Raw genomic sequence first — 17,934 nt, 5'->3', positions numbered from 1 at the left:
ATTCTTTTTTAAAGCAGCAATCATCAACTTAGTTTCAATTATTGAAGCATTATTGATATGCTCAATGGCTGAACATCATAAGTTTTGCGTAGAAAATGGAGGCAAAACAGTTTGTAAGTACAATTCTAAATGTGATCATTACATAAAGTCCACAAGGCATATGAAGGTAAAGGATGCTTTAAGGTATTACTATGAGAAGTATGCTAACCAATACCCAGAAATATGTGATGATTTAATGCATCTTAATGAAATCAGAAATAATGTACATATATCTATATTGGACAAACATGAATTTGAGTCTACTGATTACTGCTTTGCTACCTACAATAAAGCTATCAAAGTACTTTTATTTTTAAAGGAACATCAATTAAGACTTATGGAAGAATTTAACAGCAAAAGATTAAGAGGATGTTTAATAGCGTTCTAATAACTTATTTCTCTTCAGCTAAGCATGAAAATTTTAAAGTGATTGGATAACTTTTTATAACCAATTCATACTAGAATGATCCCCAATCAGATTCTGCTTCTGCAACCGCAGTATTTTTATGTTTGGCTTCCATTGCTTGTATAAATCGAACCATAGCTGTTACGTTACTGAAAATAAGTACACTTTCATCATAATTTAAAATTGGGTTGTCGTGAGCAAAGCTTTTGTTATTTCGTATATCATTGAAAGCTTCCATTATTTGAAATGAAAACTTTATAATTTTGTCAACCATTTCAGATTCAATAAAATTTTTCTCACGAATAATTTTAATATACTTGCCGTAGAGAGCGTTAACCGTTTCATCTTTTGTATAAATAACGCCATGACTATCACAGAGTTCTTTCAAAAACTTTATTAAGAATGTATGTAATCTATCCAATGCAGCCTCTGGTTCATTCTTTTCAATACTTTCCCTTATCAATTTCGCCAAAGTATTAAAGTCTTTATCTTCGTTATTTGCTTGTATAGCATCAATGTGCTCAACTACATTTCCTCCACTAATTAGACGTTCAAAAATTTTTGAATAAATCCCATAATAAGACACATCTCTAGACTTACCGTTATTATAATGGAACTGCACCAACTCTCCATAAAGTGCCTTCAACAATATTCCAACAGTGTAGTCGGACTCCAATTCCATAAACTTTAATAAACGCTGTCCCTTCGAACCTGAATTATTCTCTGAATACTTTGGGTCATCTATATTTTTCTTTGTTACATCATACACAAAGTCATTAAGAGTATTATTGGAGAAACCCAAAACATAACCCTGTTGTATAAGATTATGTTTAACTATTTTCTTTTCATCGAAGGATAAATCAACCATACACTAATATATAATATTTTGAAATAATCATGTTAATGGTGTTTCCTATTAAAGTTTGACAATAACTCAATTCTGGAAAAGATTTTACAATATTTCCTTTCTCCCAGCTGTTCAGGACGTTAGTATTAACGCATCTTGAACTTAAGATAAAAGTGGATTTGCAATCCAGTTAAATAAAATCTCATTCCTGAAGCATGCGTGTAAAACCTACAAATAAAAATTGAGTGATTTTTTTAACCTACTTTACAGCACCACTTGGCATTTTAGAAACATCATACCGATAAATCACTGCATTTTTTCCTTCGCTGATGCTGTAGTAAGCCTTTCCATCTGGAGTGAAACCAACAGCTTCGCCTTGCGGCTCCATGATGTAGGGAAGTTTTGTTGGCGTTCGTTTTAAGGTTTGTGAAATTGATTCCTTACCATTCCGCAGCCAATAATAAACATTAGTATAGGTTTTTAATATAATCTGTCGCCCATCACGAGATATGTCTCCAGAAACCACATATTTAAACAAACCTTTGCCGGGTAAGAAAAGGCTTCCCTGTTTTTTCATGGTAACGGTATCTTTGTTTTTGAAATTGAGTGAAGCGGAATATACTCCAACCGTATCTTGTCGTTTGGAGATTATAATCAATTCTTTCGAAATTGGGTCAATCATTAAAGTTTCGGCATCTTGCGGGCCATTTGGATATTTAAGATAAACGGCCTCACTTTCAACCTGCATCTTACTTGATAATTTGCTCGGTTCTGCGAAACGATACACCGTAACGTAAGGTCGGTTATTACCATTGTCTCCGATATCGCCAAGGTAGATGTAACTTTTATCTTTTACAGGCCCTGGACCACCGGCCATATCTTCGCAGTCAGTTACTCCAAAATTCTTTTTTGAAGGATCTCCCTTAAAAAATAATGTAGACAAAAGATTGCCTTTAGCATCTATGGCAAAAAATCGTGAGGTATCCCCACTATCGTTATGAACAAATAAAAGATTATTATTGGAGATAAATAAGCCAGATATCTCGCTAAGCGCTGCGGGAACAATCTTAGCTCCTGTAATCTGTGCAGATGCACAATAGCCTAAGCATACCAACAAAAAAGATAAAAAAGCAATTCTGACAGGGACAATTTTATTAATGTTCACTATGGTTCTAAATTTGATATGTAACAACGAATTTGGATATCCTTTTCGGAACCATCAAATCAATTTGCAAAATAGTTAATCAAAACTTAGTGAAAGAGAACAGAATGTAAATTAGTTTGCTCCTGAAGGAAAGAAGAAAATATTCGTAAAAAGTCAACAACCCATGTAATAAAAAGTACAACCAAACTGGGTTTTTATCACATGGGTTATGTTAATTGATATCCGATTCACCGCAAATCTAAACACAAACTATCCGTTTGCAGTAAGCGTATCGCCATTCATAGTCAAAGTATAAACCTTTAATGCAGTGGTAGTTCCACCATCATTAGGCTGGGCAAGAATGGTTCCACCAGTGCTGTATCTTGCACTATGCAAACTACATTGTATATAGTTACTTGCTTGTATAAAACCAAGAGAACCACCTTGATGCGGACAAACGGCTTGCGTAGCAGCAAAAGAAGTTGTTGCATTTCCTGCTGCTGTACGGATAAACAAAATACCACTTACAACAAGTGAGGCACCAACGGTTAACAATTGTGTAGATAAATTGACACTTACACCACCAGCCGGAGGGTTTCCGCCGCCTGGATTACCTGGTTGAGGGTCATCACCTTTACTGCCGCAGCCAGCAAAACAGCTACCAGTACAAACCAAAGCAACCCCTAAACCAAGCGATTTAATAAATTCGTTACGTTCCATTTTTTTATTTTTAGTATATTTTAGATTGGATATTTTTATCTTTTGATTTGTAGAGTGTGAAATTCCTGGATATGGTAAACCCGAAGCGTACGCCTCCATGTTTCCACGATTTTTTGGTATCAGGAATAAAACTGTTTTCTGAAATGTATTCGGAATTCATAAAATTGAGGGAAAACACATGCCCTCCAGTCTCAATTTCTAAGCCTACACCTAATGGGTTATAAAACTGCTGAACCAATGTTTTAGGGCGATTTAAGCCATTTACAAATGTATAATCTGCAACAAAAGACAAGCGCTTGGTTAGTTTCATCCGCCCGGCAAAGCCTAAACTAAACAGGTTATCCGGGTCGTTTATTTCTGTTGTGTTTTTACGCAATAAAAGAGCTGGTGCTAACTGCAGTGAAATTCTTTCGGTTATTCTTCTGGAAATTAAAGGCTGCAAAAAATAAGTAAAGCGATTTGCGTAAGATGGAAATTCGTTAGTAGCAAATGGCTTTCTGGTTATCCAAGCCATCTGCGCCAAAAAAGTAACGTTAACCGGAAAATTGTGGCTTTGTCCTCCATTTTGTTCAAAAATTTTATACTTAATAAATCCATTGTAAAGTTCGTCATGCTTACTTCTTCCTATACTAACTGTAAGTTTATCAGTAATACCGTAATCGAAACCGATAAACAAATCAGATGCAACATCTAAACCGTACAGCGTATGTCCACTTCCAAATTCCCCACCAATATCTCCAAAATGGTGACGGATGCGCATATCTAAATCGTGTGCCTTTTGCGTTTCCGTTGAATGAGAAAGTACAATTCGGGTTGATTTAAAAGTTGGGTTATGGGTTTTTAATGCGCTACTATCAACCATAGTATTGAGTAACGAATCGACCGATTGGGCAAAAAGCACATTGCACAACATTATAAGAAATGCAGTTAAAGTATATTTTCTAATCATTTTTTATGGTTTTTGGTTAAGGGTTCCGTTAACTTTAACATTGATAATTTTTGCGATTTTCGTAAAAACCAACGTTGGAATTTTGATATTATGATCAACGCAAGCCACATCAAAATTGGCTTCAATAGTTGCCTGCTTATCTTTAAGTGTAATTTTAACTGGAATATTTCGGGCTCTGCCTTGTCCATGAACCATTAGTATACCTTTTGCGGTTGTGGTATATACGCCATCAGTTGTCCAACTTATATTAGGCTCGATTTTACCTTTGAATGAAGCCGTAGGATATTTATCACTTTCCAGATAATTTTCATTAAAATGCTCCTGCATCAGTTTCTTTTCAAACTCAAAACTTTTTATTGAAACCTGAAAAGCAAATTCGCCACTATTTGATATAATTACGGCTGTGGTTTTACTGCTCGAAGCCTTAATATCTTCGATAGGAGTTTTTGAGTAAAAAGATGAAGTAATGTTTGATGAAGTATAGCTTTGTGCACTTATTGTCAAGCATCGCAATAATATAAAAGCGAGCATAAGTAATGCGATTACAATTTTGTTGGGTTTCATTTTTGTTTTGTTGGTTTATTTTGAAATGAAGGAATGCATTTTGGGAAGTTGTAACCTGAATTAACAACTTCCCTAATTTTATACCCTTTTTAAGGTGCCGGTGCTACAGTTGTGTTCAGCGTGAGCACTGGCCAAAATCCTGGAGCAGCGCCAACACTAACGCCTTTATTTTCGCCTCTGTTTAAATCCTGATTGAAATAATACAATGGCCAGCCTTTATAGGTCATTTGCTTTTTCCCAAACACATCTGTTAACCCAATTAAATCTTTTGTAATAATTGAAGGCAAACTTTTTAGCTCTGCTTCATATACTGGCCAAATGGTATTATTACTTAAATCAGCTCTGGTAAACGTGTTTTTATTATTTTTATCTGGCGAAAACGCGTACAATGTTCTTCCTGCCCCATCTGTAAAATACCTGGTATTACCTGTCCCTTCTATGTAAGCTGATGTATATAATTTTCCGTTTAGGCCGGTGAGCTGTGCATTGGCAAGCATTAAGGAATAATCTGGCTTGGCTACAAACCAAATCCCTCCAACACCATCGCCTTTAACTTCACCTACAGTTAGGTCGTTTGCATAATAATACAGCGGATAGCCTTTGTAAGTACTTTGTTTTCTACCATCTGCTCTGGTTATTGTACCTACCTGTGTTTTGTCGAGATTCATATCTGTACTTGCATCAGCCGAATAATAAAGTGGCCAAACAGCTTCGCAACCGCCAGTACAGTTGGCTGTTCCGGCAACATCCGATGCGAAAAAGTAAAGATTCTTTCCATCTTGGTCAGTCAGGACTGATCCAAACTTAGCATCAGTTTTTAATTGAATACCTTTTTTTTCTGCAACCGGCTCTTCGTTTCCAGATTTCTTACAAGCTGAAATAAAAAGAATAATTATGCAGCCTATACCGATTAATTTTTTGTTAAATACGTTTATCATAAGGTTTTAGTTAAAGGATTAGTAATTATATTTGAAGTGATTACGCAAACCAAATAACTATGGTTGCCTAAACCATTAAAGTTTTTTTTTGAAAAGATTTTTAAAAAAAATGATTCTGCAGGCAACCTTTGTGCAAAGCCTTTCGTAATGTAAATTGAAAGGAGAATCAGTGAGCATAAAGCTTGATAGCGAACATTTAGTTAAAACGTATATAGAGGGCTGCATTAAAAATGAAAGGAATAGTCAAAAAGCACTATACCAGCATTTTTACAGCTTTGCTATGGGCATTTGCTTACGTTATGCGAATGATAAGCTGGATGCTTCAGGAATATTAAATGAAGCTTTTTTCAAAGTTTTTAAAAACATATCCAATTACGATACAAATAAGGCTTTTCTACCTTGGCTTGGCAGAATCATAACCAATACATCTATCGATTTTTATCGTGTTAACTTAAAATTTTCAGCACATGTTGGCCTCGATGCTTTAGATGCTGCAGAGCCTTTGAGCCAGGTTAATGATAAACTCGCCTACGAGGATCTTTTGAAAATGATTCAAATGCTCAGTCCAGCCTATCGCACAGTATTCAACTTATTTGCCATTGATGGTTACTCACACGAGGAAATAGCTCAGATGCTTAGTATTTCTGTAGGCACCTCTAAATCTAATTTATTTAAGGCCAGGCAAAAGTTACAAGAATTACTGAAAGAGAATGAAGAAATAGACCTAAAGCGTAAGCTTACAGATAAGCATGAAGTAATGCAGATAAAGTTAAATACGAATATTTAATGAAAGTGGAAAAAGATATAGATAAGTTATTTAAAGAGGGGCTTGAAAATCCTGATTTACCATTTAATGAAATGGATTGGGTGGCGATGGATAAAAAACTCGATAAGGCAGATAAGCGTCGTGTTATTCCTTTTTTCTGGATAAGTGCTGCAGCTGGAGTTGCTGCGATGTTGTTAATAGCATTTTTAGTATTTAACTCTAGCCAAAAACCTGTTTCTCAATTTACCAATAAAAACAAAATCAATCTGAAAAAAAATACTGAAATAATTGAGGCAGAAAAATCTCGTGAAAAAATAAATGAAACATTAGCTGATAAATCACCAGAAAAAAATAATTTAAAATTTATTGAAGCTGATGGATTTCTTACAAAAAAAACAAACAAACGAAACGAACCTAGTACTGCTGCTACAGAGTTTCAAGATTCATCATTAAGTACCAACACACAAATGCTGCTGAATAATACAGTTGCCCAAATACAACTTGTTAAACCTTATCAGTTGAAAACTGATTTAGCTAGTACACGATTAAACACCAAAATAATTACTAAGCCAACCGTATTGGCAAAACTTGAAAGTACTCAGCGTAAGCCATCAGTTTCTTTAAGTTTTGTAGCAGCACCGGATATTACCAGCGTACGGGGATCTGGTCAGGGTAATCTAAGTGGCAGTTTAGGATTAGAAGCTACGGTATCGATATCCAAACGATTAAGCATTACCAGCGGCGTGTCTTATGCAAAAAAACTTTACGATTCAGATTTCAGCCTATACAATCCAATAACGAATTACATATTTAAAAATCAGCCATCTAATATTCATGCTAACTGCGATGTATTGGATATCCCTATCAACGTAAATTATAAGCTGTTTAGCAATAATAGAAACAGCCTTGTTGTAACATCAGGATTATCAAGCTACCTGATGCTTAAGGAAAGATACGATTACACATATCAAAATAGTTATGCAAGTGGACCTAGCTCATACCAAATTCGTAATCAAAACCAACACCTACTGGGTATTGCTAACGTTGGCGTAACTTTTCAGCATAAAATCAATAACAAATTTGCTGTAGGTATAAGTCCGTTTATGAAAATCCCGTTAACAAATATTGGATACGGCAATTCTAAGCTATCTTCTACTGGTGTTGCAATTTCAGTTAATATGACTGATATATTTAATAAGAAATAGCTGGAAATCGTTATTAAACAATTTTTTTCTGAAACAATATTGCCTTTAATTAACCTTTAAGTAAGCATTCAAATACCCGCTTTTCTTTAAAAAAACCTGAAAATCTTTAATATTCAGAATTTCCTTTACGGCTTGTTTTTTATCGGGTTGTTGTTCGTAATACGCTTTTGTGATTTCATAACCAATCCAGTACCCGAGGTCGTTAGGTCTTTTATCCTTTCCGCTTGTACCGTAAAGCCAGTCTTCGAAGTTTTGTTTATCCATTAGCTTAACAAATTCGGCACACAACTCATCTTTATGCGCATTTCCATAAGTGTTGGCTTTCTTATTTCCTTTAAGTCCGGTAACCAGTTCTGCGATAAAATCAGCAGAACCTTCTATAATGGATTGCTGCAGCAAATTAGTTTCGCCTCCATTCGGAAACTTTTGCTGAAAATGTACGGATTCGTGAATAACGAGTTCGGGTAGATGATCTAAACTGGTCAGCATTTCAGCTCCAATCAATAAACCATCCGGAGAAGCAGTTCCACCACTGTTAAATCTACCCATGATAAAATAAACTGGCGGATATACGGCATCAGGATACCAGTACTCCAATGCATAAAAATAAGGCTTGATTAACTTTTCCTTTGCTTTTATTAAGCTATCTACCTTTCTGGTTTTTTCATACTCGGCCTTTCGCTTTGTAACCATCTTAAGCAATTCATCGGCACTGATTATACGATTTGGAATAAAACCCTTCAAACCGATTGAGCCTTTATTGATATATTCTTCAAATGGATTCTGACTGCCCTTACCCAAACTATCGAATGCTAGCCAAAAGTTATTAATATCCGTTGTTACAAAACTGGCATCCAACGGGCTTGTAGGGAAAGATTTCTTTTGGGCAAAACAAATATTAAGTGCAAATGAGCAGCATAAAAACAGAAGGTATTTTTTCATAGAAAAAGGTTTTATAGGCAGACGAAAATTACAAATGAAAGGTTGCATGCATATAATTAACAAGGTCAACTATTTCTTTATTAAAATTTACACCTTCTGTTTTCCATAATTCGTATCTTTACTTAAGAAATAAACAGAGATTATAAATCTCAAATTCTCATATTTTTCAAATCAAATTACTACAAGTCTACCTTAAGTCCGCATCAAGTCCACCTCAAGTCTACTCTTTATCTACCTCAACTAGCTGACTGCATCGAACCTTCCCGCACCCTCCTTCATACCTTGTTCGAAAAATAGTGCTTTTTCTCGCAGAAAGACCGAACAAGCATCAAACATGTTACCAGGAACGTAAACCGAAAAATCTGTCATCATTTTCCATTATTAATTTTAAATAGCATTAGCTGTAAACGGTAACAACTAATATTTTACAATACTGAATCTAAAATGCATTTGATTTGTCTTCAGACATTAGTATTTTTAACAATCTAATCATCTAAACATGTTAAAATTAAATCTACTCATCGTATTGGTTATCTTATCTATAACCGTACAGGCACAAGAAGCCCGTGATTTCAAATACGGACACTACTACACAACCAACGGACAAAAATTGGATGGCTTTCTATATGTCCCATCTTCTTTAAATTCAATAGTTTACAGGAGAGACAATGAAACCGAGAAGCAAATAATTGCTTTAGACAAGATACAATCTGTTGTATTATCTGGTGGAAGAGATAGTTTGGTAGTTAAAACCGAAAATAATAAACCTAATAAACTTTATTTAGGCAGCCTGGCTGCGCTAACACCAGCAACAAAATTTTTCAGAAAATTTAACATTTCAACAACTGCTGGTTCAGGAAGTGTAAGTATGAGTGCCGCACCAACCATGCATGCTTCTGGAGGAAGGCCAATTTTCTCTAACACAAATTCATTTTCAAACAGCGGAGGAAAGACATCAATAGATGAAACTTTTATGTACGAAGAAGGCAATACAACGTACGAACTAACTAAAAAGAATTATATAGACATTTTATCTAAAGCTTTTTCCGACAATCAGGTTTTGACTAAACAATTTCAATCGAAATATCTGGGTTTTGACGATTTAGCTATGATTTTTCAAAAATATAATGAAAATAAAAACACAAATTCAAAATAGTAATCTTTCAATTTTATTGCTTTGATCTATTACGTTTTGAAGCTCAACATCTATAAAAAAAAGCAGGCAAAATGCCTGCTTTCTTTGTTTTAACTTAAATCTTATTGATAACCTGGGTTCTGACCAAATTCTGCTGCATTTAGCAAAGCGTTAAGTTCGGTTAGCGGTACTGGTCTTAATCGGTGGAATGCCTGCACTGCGGTAATATCCGGATTTGCAGATTTTATACGAGCCACAAACTGGTCGCCGGTTAAAGTACGTTTTAAATCAAACCATCTGATTTGCTCTCCGCAAAGTTCTCTGGCACGCTCATCTAAAATAAAATCTATACCTCCGCTTTGAACCGCAGCAGCTGTTGTTTGCATTGCCGCAGTTTGGTTAACTGGAGTTTTAATTGCTGCTCGTGTACGCAGCACATTAAGTTGTGTAGCTGCTGCACCATAATTTCCAAGTTGAAATTCTGCTTCAGCAGAGATTAAATACATTTCTGCCAAACGCATAACAATTACATCATTAAAGCCAGGTTGAGAGTTAGGAACTGTGCGGTTATTATCTAAAAACTTCTTTAATGCAACAAAATCTGTTAGCGATTTTATAGTACCATTTGCGTTGTATAAATCATCTCTATCTACAACCACATAAGGTTTAGTGGCTTTATCAGCCACAACATTTTTAGTAATCTGTAAAGAAAGTCCGGTTCCACTTACAACTGTTGCACCAACAACACTTGCTGCCTTGCTGTAAGTAGCGGCTTGCGCAGCCGTCCAAGTAAATGCTGTTGAACCATTTGTTGTAGAATTTGCCAACCAGTTTTCTTGAAAACTTGCAGCGTAACGGCCATCTATTTGTTCGTTAAAAAGATCTAAAAGAAACCGTGTTGGCTGCAAACGGCGTTGACCGTCAAATCCGTATGGGATACTTTGAACCAAACCCGGTTTATTGCTGTACTGTGTTAAATACCATGCATGTAACCTATTTGCGTTACCATCATAATCAATCGCCGTATTTGTAGAATTACTGATAATGTATAATCCTTCTTTGTTATTTTTATTATTTGCCGGGTTCCAAAGCTCGGCAGGACTTGCCCATAAATCTGTTCCGATTTCAGCCTTGCGTGTAATTACCTCGTTTGCTGTGTTTCGTGCAAGTGTAAAATATTCTGTGCGCTCCGCTCCGGTTGCATAATATGCTCTGGATAAATAGGCTCTTGCTAAAAAGCCAAGGGCAGCCTTTTTCGATGCACGACTGTATTCTGCTCCCCAGAAAGAAGAAACAGGTAAGTTATCTGCAGCAAATTTTAAATCGCTGATTATTAAATCGTAAAAAGCACTTACAGGACTACGCTGAGCAGTTAGTTCTACCGTTGTAGTTTCTTGGGTGCGTAAATTAATACCACCCCATTGCTCTACAATATGCCAGTAATAAAACCCACGAAGAAACCTTAATTCTCCCAAACTTCGGTTCTTTTCTGCGGCATCAGTAAAGCCCGCATTTTCTATGCGGTTTATCCCTGCATTACAAAGATTAACAGCTCTGTAAAATAACCTGAAAACAGCTAACGAAGAACTTGGCGTTGCGCCTGATAAACCTTCGTATCGAGTAAGCTGATTTGCATAGTTGGCTTTATTAGCATTAAACCATAAATCAGTTCCACTTTCTGAAACCAATAAACCATCTTCTTTGCCATACCAGGCACGTTGTTCTTGGTACGCACCATTAACCGCCGTAACAAATCCTTGTGGCGTTGTCCAGGTTGCATCAGCAGTTGCGCCCCCCGGGTTAACTTCATCTAAACGTTTTTCGCAAGAAACTAAAGAAGCTGATAAAAGCGCTGCGAACAAAAATATATTCCTTTTCATGATAATTTCTTAAATGTTATAAATCTAAATTGAAACCAAATACAAACTGGCGGCTCAATGGTGATGATTCAGCACCGCCACGCTCTGGATCGTAATCTCTCAATAATTTATTTTTTGAATAAGTGAATATGTTAGACCCCGTTGCATAAGCCCTTAACGAACCTATTTTTAATTTATCGGTAATGCTCTTTGGCAATGTATAACCTAACTGGATGTTTTTAATTTTGAAAAACGAACCATCTATGTATAATAAGGATTGGTACTGATTTGGATAGATACTCGATAATCCGTTACCTTGGCGAGGACGAGGAAAATCGTTAGAAGGATTATTAATGGTCCAGTAATCAAAATTATCTGGTCCGTTAGCAACACCACCCGGATTGTATCTTCCAACGAATTCTGCTTTAACGGTTTGTCCGTATCTTGCAATTAAGAAAATGCTTAAATCAAGGTTTTTGTATCTGAAATTATTTTGCAAACCACCAAACCATTTTGGCTGAATACCACCAATAATTTGTCTATCATTAGCAGGGTCGATGATGCCATCGCCATTTACATCTTGCAATTTAATATCGCCAAACCTAAAAGCTTGCCCTGCTAAACTCAATGCACCTGGATTTTCATCTAATTGCCAAATTCCAAGCTTTTTGTAAGTGTAAAATACCTTTACCTGCGAGCCAATAAAAAGAGAGTTTTCTTCGGGATTGTTCGAAGCTACAATGTTTCTTCCATCAATTAAATCTGTAATTCTTTCCTTGTTACGAGAAAATGTTGCTGTTGTACTCCAGGTAAAATCTTTAGTCTGGAAATTAACCGTAGTTAAACTTGCATTAATACCGCTGTTAAGTGTTGCACCAATATTTTGTGTAATTGTACTTTGTCCGCTGGTTAATGGAAGCCCTCTGCTTAAGATAATATCGGTTGTTTTAGTACGATACAATTCAAGTGAGCCGGAAATTCTGTTGTTAAACAAGCCGATATCTAGACCTGTATTCAACGTTGCCGAACGTTCCCAACCTAAATCGGGGTTAGCTACCGAACCACTAAAACCAAATGCCGGAACAGGTACCTCACCAAAACCCATAGGCACAGTGGTAATTAAACTTTGAGAGCCGTAAGGAGAAACACTACCTGAGTTACCCGCTGATCCATAACTTGCTCTTAATTTTAAATTGCTAATCTGCTTCAGGTTTTTCATAAAAGCCTCGCTGCTGATTACCCAACCCACAGAAGCTGATGCGAAATCATCCCATTTTCTGCCAGGAGCAAGAACCGAAGCACCATCCCAACGCTGAGTTGCCTGAAACAGGTATTTACCATCGTAACTGTAATTTAATCGCCCTGCGAAAGCTAACAAATCGAATCTAGTAAAGCCAGAAGTGGTTACACGACTTGATGCTTCAGTACCGAAAAGATTGTTGAAACCCTGAGAAGGTAATACTTGTCTAATCCCTGTTGCAGAATTTACGTCAGCATCGCTATGGATATAACTTGATAATGCAGTTACAGTAAAGTTGTGTTTATTGATGGCTTTATTATAAGTGATAACATTATCCCAATTGTAATATCTGCCATTATTATTTGTAAGCGAAGCGGATGCATACCTTACTGTATTTTGAGCATTCGAAAACTGATCGTTAAAAATGCCTCTTCTACTGTTGCTTAGCACCGTACCGAAATTCATTCTGTAGGTAAGTCCTTTTATAGGTGTTAGTTCTGCAAAACCGGTTGCATTTACTTCAGTTCCTAAATTTTCATCAATCGCCGCACCTGCTCTTTCGTCAGTAAGCGGACTTAAAGCTGTATTGCCTGTTGCAAAACCACCCATAGGAAATATGTTGATACTTCCATCTGCGTTGTAAGGTGTACCAAATGGTAAAGCTGTTAGCGCCGCAGATAATGGGTCTCGGCGGGCATTGGTTTTACTGTAAGCTAACTGACCAGTAATACCGGCTTTAAACCAGTTATTCACTTTGTGTTCTATGTTATACCTAAAATTATAGCGGTTATAATCGTTATTTCTAAGCGCACCTTCTTCGTTAAAATAACCCAAAGAGAATAATGCTTTTGTTGCTTCAGAACCACCTCTTATCGAAACCGTATGGCTTTGTTGTCTACCGTTTTGGATAGCTAAATCCATCCAATTCACAAATGCCCCTGCCTGAATTGCGGCTAATTCGCCCGCACCATTAAATATTTGCGCATCGGTTTGAGTGATTACACCCGCATCATTTCTAAAAGATTCTCTTCTAAGCGTTAAATAATCTTCACCTTGGCGTGGTGTTGGAAATGCAGTTTCGCCATTAATACCATAATAGCCATTGTAAGAAATTCTCGGTTTTCCTGATGTTCCCTTTTTTGTAGTGATGATTACAACACCGTTTGCACCTTGCGAACCGTAGATTGCCGTTGAAGAAGCATCCTGCAATACATCAATGGTTTCAATATCGTTCGGGTTGATGTTATTTATACTTCCACCGTTCTGAACTCCATCTATAACATATAAAGGTGATGGATTATTAGAAATTGAACGTGTACCTCTTATCTGAATGTTTACACCTGCACCTGCGCTACCACTGCTACGTGTAATATCAACACCCGCAGCTCTACCTTGTATCGCTTCGATAGCATTGTGTGTAGGCGCTTTAACAATATCAGCTGCTTTTACAGATGCAACAGCTCCGGTTAAATCTCTTCGTTTAATGGTTCCGAAACCAACCACAACAACTTCGTCTAAATCATTAGCCTGCGAAGTCATGTTGACTTTGATGCTTTGATCGGTAGGTTGAATAACAATAGACTGATCTGTATAACCTACATATCTAATTACTAAAGTATAGGCCTTATCAGTAGCAATATCGATTGTAAATTTACCATTAACATCACTAATTGCTTTTGCAGCTGTACCAGCTACAGAAATATTTGCGCCGGGAATTGTAGTTGTAGTACCCGATTCAAAAACTGTTCCGCTGAGTTTTCGGGTTTGTGCCTGTACAGTAAAAACTGCAAGCAATAGAATGCAAGCGAGGTAAAGTCTGTTCATATTTATATTTGGTTTTTAGGTTGAACCTTTAATAAACAGTATAACCGTCAATTAAACGCTTATCAAATATAAATACATTATTTATTAGTGCACAACATAATTTATTCCATTTAAGAGTAAATCCTGTAAAATTCAATGGTAATTATTACTTAAAACAACAAAAGCCACGTTTCCGTGGCTCTTTAACTATTAACTTTGGGTATGTATTCTTAGGTAACTATTTTGATATTAATTCTAAATCTTTAATCCTGTTTGCAATAATATCATTAAAAACAGGTTCGCTTTCTACGTACTTATTTAGTAAAAAGATTTGATTTTCTGCTCGGTTTAAGTTATGCCTCGTACTCGTGATTTTATAGTAAACATCGCCAGACAAAAAATCGGTTAAGAAACGTATGGCCTGCATAAAAATCATAAACTTACCGCTGTAAATAAAAAGCTGCTTTTCTGATGCATTTAAGATTTTATCCATTTCTTCCATGTAACCTTTATAAATAGCGGCAAACATTTCTGGTCTGATTTGTATGTTATCGAAATCTGTTTCTTCCTCATTAGATAGCGAAAGGTAAGTCCGCATCATATCGCCCACATCACTGATGAAAAACCCCGGCATAACCGTATCTAAATCTATAACACAAATGCCGCTTCCGTTATCTTTATTTAAAAGTACGTTGCTAATTTTTGTATCGTGGTGGATTACCCTCACCGTTAACTCTTTGTTTTCAGTAACCTGATTAAAGGTTTTTACAATATCGAAATGTCTGTCTATTTCCTTTATTGCCCATTCGGCAGCGTTCAATCTTTGTTTGCTTGCTATGGATAAAGCATGTTGATATTGTGTTACCCTGAAGGGTAAGTTGTGAAAATCCTGAATAGAAATTTTTAGTTTTCCAGGATTAAAAGCTTCAAGCATACGGGTAAACTTACCAAACTGCTTTGCAGCATGATAAGCCTGTTCGGCATGTTCTACCTCATCAATAGTAATAGAATTGGCTACATAAGGAAAAAGTCTGTACGCTTGTCCATCAAACTCTAAAACCGAATCGCCATTTTTAGCTTGAACAGGACCGACAAAAAAATACTTTGGAGCTACCCTATCCAGGTATTGCTTAATCATCAGAATATTATCTGATATATCTTTTGGTGTAGAAAACACATGGGTATTTATCTTTTGAAGAATATAATCTCCTTCAGGAGATGAAATTTTCCATGTATTATTAATCAATCCGCTCCCGAAAGGTTTATAACTGGCTTTGGTTTTATCCAATCCAAACCTTTCCAATACTTCTTCAATCATATGATTTGCTAAATTCTATTCGTTAATTTAATCTGGTGGTTATGAGTTTAGCCTTTTCGTTATGAACTGAAAGTTTCAAGCCCATAACGAAAATAAAATGCTAAAACTGATTACACAACTTTTTTACTAAAAGCCACTATCGTCTAAGGCGAATGTGTTTTTTCTTTCTTTCCATTTACCTTTTGTAAAATCAGGAAACTTTTGAGGCATATTTCCTTCTTTTAAAGATTTGGTGGAAAGCGGAACAATTACACTCATGGTAACTGAATCATAAACATCAATCGGGGTTTGTTTTTTCTGTTTTACAGCCTGGATAAAGCCATTAAACACAAACCAATCCATACCACCATGACCTGCACCAACGGCTTCCTTTTCGTATTTTTTCCAAAGTGGATGATCATACTTTTCGAACCATTCTTTAACTGGCTCCCATCTGTCATTCCCTTTAGAATTTTTTTCAATGTAGATAGATTTATTAACATCCATCCAAATTCCATCGGTACCCTGCACCCTGAATCCGATAGAATATGGGCGAGGTAAATGTGTATCATGACTCAATAAAACGGTTTCGCCATTTGCGCAATTTAATAGCGTTGTGGTAACATCACCATTCTTATAATTTATTTTTGCATTTGGATGACCAGGCGACATATCTTCTACATAAGCTGCCAAACCTCTCGCTTTTGAACTAAATGAAACCAGGTTAGTGAAACGGTTACCACGGTTAATATCTGCATACTGCATAATTGGACCAACACCATGAGTTGGGTATAAATCACCATCCTGATCAATATTAAATTGAGTTCTCCATTGTGCTTCGCTCAAAGCTTTCGGACCATATTCAACACCATTTCCGTAGTATGATTTTCCATCATTAAAAAGTACATTTCTTAAATTATGCTGATAACCACCTTCTAAATGAACCAATTCACCGAAAACGCCTTGTCTAACCATGTTTAAAGCCGCCATTACATCTCTGCGATAGCAAACATTTTCCAATGTCATGTAAGGCATTCCGGTTTTTTCAGACGTATTTACAATATCCCAATGATCTTGAACAGTTAAGCCTGCAATAACCTCGCAACCTACATATTTGCCAGCTTTCATTGCATCAACCGCTTGGTCTCTATGAAATTGCCAAGGTGTTGCAATAATTACCGCATCAATGTCCTTTCTTTCTAAAAGTTTCTTGTAGGCATCAACACCGCCTGTATATTCTGTTGCTGCTGGTCTACCCTTTTTAGCAATAAAAGCACGGCAAATTTTAAGCGAACTTTCCTGTGTATCGCAAATGGCTACAATTTCCACATCATCTCTTAAAGTACCTTCAGAAATATGACTCATTCCTCTTGCGCCTACTCCAATGTAACCAAGTCTAACTTTAGCACTATCAGATTTTGCAAAAAGTGTTCCGCCAGGTAAAATTGTAATTCCTGCTGCAGTAATTGTACTGTTTTTAATAAACGCTCTACGTTCCATTATTCTATTATTTTTATAGGTGATTATTATTTTACTGTAAATACATCGATTTCAGCTAAAAAAGTATGTTTAGTTGTTCCTGTCTGACTTTCAGTAGCGGTTAATTTAATATATCGGTAAGCATTAGCCGAAGAAACCGGGAAAGTTTGCGGATCGTTAGTGATTGCAAAATTGAATGTACCAAGACTGGTAAACGTAGTTCCGTTGGTACTGCCTTCTAAATTAAATTTTTTCATTCCCGATCTGTTTGGCGTTGCTGCTTGTCTGTTGGTTACTACTACAGCAACTAATTTACTTTCTTTTTTCATATCTATTAGCACCCAATGCGGATAATCGGGATTAGTAACAGTATAATCTGTATGCCAATAGGTTGCAATGTTATTATCAAGTACAGCTGATGCTTTTCCGGTATTTTCGGCACCATCAGGTGTTTCGCTATCTGCTGTAGCAGTCCATGTAGTTTTATCAGCTTTTATCGCTGTAGATTTATCTTCAAATAAAATACTTTCTGCCTTATCGCATGATGCAGTTAGCAAAGCGATGCCCGTTAAAAGGCTTAATACAATCTTTTTCATATTGA

Annotated in this window: 16 protein-coding genes; 4 read left to right on the top strand and 12 right to left on the bottom strand. The window is 36.3% G+C overall.

The window, feature by feature from the left end:
* The coding region (locus ACO05K_RS20645) for a hypothetical protein (RefSeq protein ID WP_421946260.1) at nucleotides 1-427 on the top strand (427 nt) is incomplete at its 5' end.
* A gap of 70 nt (nucleotides 428-497) precedes the next feature.
* Here the strand turns inward: ACO05K_RS20645 and ACO05K_RS20640 are convergent.
* The 6 genes from ACO05K_RS20640 to ACO05K_RS20615 all read right to left on the bottom strand — a co-directional run bounded on the left by ACO05K_RS20640 (nucleotide 498) and on the right by ACO05K_RS20615 (nucleotide 5,607).
* Complete coding sequence (locus tag ACO05K_RS20640) at nucleotides 498-1,313, bottom strand: abortive infection family protein (protein ID WP_421946259.1); 816 nt, start codon at nucleotides 1,311-1,313, stop codon at nucleotides 498-500.
* A gap of 238 nt (nucleotides 1,314-1,551) precedes the next feature.
* Nucleotides 1,552-2,457, bottom strand: a complete 906-nt coding sequence (locus ACO05K_RS20635) for a hypothetical protein (RefSeq protein ID WP_421946258.1) — start codon at nucleotides 2,455-2,457, stop codon at nucleotides 1,552-1,554.
* A 249-nt stretch (nucleotides 2,458-2,706) separates the two neighbouring features.
* A complete protein-coding gene (locus ACO05K_RS20630; protein ID WP_421946257.1) occupies nucleotides 2,707-3,156 on the bottom strand; it encodes a ubiquinol-cytochrome c reductase iron-sulfur subunit in 450 nt (149 codons plus the stop codon).
* A 10-nt stretch (nucleotides 3,157-3,166) separates the two neighbouring features.
* Entirely contained in the window at nucleotides 3,167-4,105 is a 939-nt protein-coding gene (locus ACO05K_RS20625; RefSeq protein ID WP_421946256.1) for a DUF5777 family beta-barrel protein, read from the bottom strand.
* A 3-nt stretch (nucleotides 4,106-4,108) separates the two neighbouring features.
* Nucleotides 4,109-4,669 carry a YceI family protein gene (locus ACO05K_RS20620; RefSeq protein WP_421946255.1) on the bottom strand — a complete coding sequence of 187 codons (561 nt, stop codon included), beginning with the start codon at nucleotides 4,667-4,669 and terminating at the stop codon, nucleotides 4,109-4,111.
* Nucleotides 4,670-4,758: 89 nt separating this feature from the next.
* Nucleotides 4,759-5,607: a hypothetical protein gene (locus tag ACO05K_RS20615; protein ID WP_421946254.1), complete on the bottom strand. Its 849-nt coding sequence runs from the start codon at nucleotides 5,605-5,607 to the stop codon at nucleotides 4,759-4,761.
* Between the two features lie 169 nt (nucleotides 5,608-5,776).
* Here ACO05K_RS20615 and ACO05K_RS20610 point away from each other — a divergent pair, with 169 nt between their 5' ends.
* Together ACO05K_RS20610 and ACO05K_RS20605 are read left to right on the top strand one after the other, a co-directional pair.
* Nucleotides 5,777-6,394: an RNA polymerase sigma factor gene (locus tag ACO05K_RS20610; RefSeq protein WP_421946253.1), complete on the top strand. Its 618-nt coding sequence runs from the start codon at nucleotides 5,777-5,779 to the stop codon at nucleotides 6,392-6,394.
* A complete protein-coding gene (locus ACO05K_RS20605) occupies nucleotides 6,394-7,578 on the top strand; it encodes a hypothetical protein (protein ID WP_421946252.1) in 1,185 nt (394 codons plus the stop codon). Before ACO05K_RS20610 ends, ACO05K_RS20605 begins: the two co-directional genes overlap by 1 nt.
* A 45-nt stretch (nucleotides 7,579-7,623) precedes the next feature.
* Here the strand turns inward: ACO05K_RS20605 and ACO05K_RS20600 are convergent, their stop codons facing one another.
* Nucleotides 7,624-8,520 carry a DUF2268 domain-containing putative Zn-dependent protease gene (locus tag ACO05K_RS20600; protein WP_421946251.1) on the bottom strand — a complete coding sequence of 299 codons (897 nt, stop codon included), beginning with the start codon at nucleotides 8,518-8,520 and terminating at the stop codon, nucleotides 7,624-7,626.
* A 499-nt stretch (nucleotides 8,521-9,019) separates the two neighbouring features.
* On the opposite strand from ACO05K_RS20600, the gene ACO05K_RS20595 reads away from it, so the two are divergent.
* A complete protein-coding gene (locus ACO05K_RS20595; protein ID WP_421946250.1) occupies nucleotides 9,020-9,676 on the top strand; it encodes a hypothetical protein in 657 nt (218 codons plus the stop codon).
* Nucleotides 9,677-9,777: 101 nt separating this feature from the next.
* Here ACO05K_RS20595 and ACO05K_RS20590 read toward each other — a convergent pair whose 3' ends face one another.
* From ACO05K_RS20590 to ACO05K_RS20570, 5 genes are all read right to left on the bottom strand, one after another.
* On the bottom strand, nucleotides 9,778-11,535 hold the full coding sequence (locus tag ACO05K_RS20590; RefSeq protein ID WP_421946249.1) for a RagB/SusD family nutrient uptake outer membrane protein: 1,758 nt from the start codon (nucleotides 11,533-11,535) through the stop codon (nucleotides 9,778-9,780).
* Between the two features lie 16 nt (nucleotides 11,536-11,551).
* On the bottom strand, nucleotides 11,552-14,578 hold the full coding sequence (locus ACO05K_RS20585; protein WP_421946248.1) for a SusC/RagA family TonB-linked outer membrane protein: 3,027 nt from the start codon (nucleotides 14,576-14,578) through the stop codon (nucleotides 11,552-11,554).
* 217 nt (nucleotides 14,579-14,795) lie between these two features.
* Nucleotides 14,796-15,875, bottom strand: coding sequence for a phosphotransferase enzyme family protein (locus ACO05K_RS20580; protein ID WP_421946247.1), 1,080 nt, complete (start codon nucleotides 15,873-15,875; stop codon nucleotides 14,796-14,798).
* A gap of 126 nt (nucleotides 15,876-16,001) precedes the next feature.
* A complete protein-coding gene (locus ACO05K_RS20575) occupies nucleotides 16,002-17,354 on the bottom strand; it encodes a Gfo/Idh/MocA family protein (RefSeq protein ID WP_421946246.1) in 1,353 nt (450 codons plus the stop codon).
* A gap of 26 nt (nucleotides 17,355-17,380) precedes the next feature.
* Nucleotides 17,381-17,929, bottom strand: coding sequence for a discoidin domain-containing protein (locus ACO05K_RS20570; RefSeq protein WP_421946245.1), 549 nt, complete (start codon nucleotides 17,927-17,929; stop codon nucleotides 17,381-17,383).
* Nucleotides 17,930-17,934: the final 5 nt, after the last annotated feature.

Source organism: Pedobacter sp. (genome assembly GCF_965227205.1).
In the GTDB taxonomy this organism is placed as follows: Bacteria; Bacteroidota; Bacteroidia; order Sphingobacteriales; family Sphingobacteriaceae; genus Pedobacter.
This window is presented reverse-complemented; position numbering and strand designations above follow the sequence as displayed.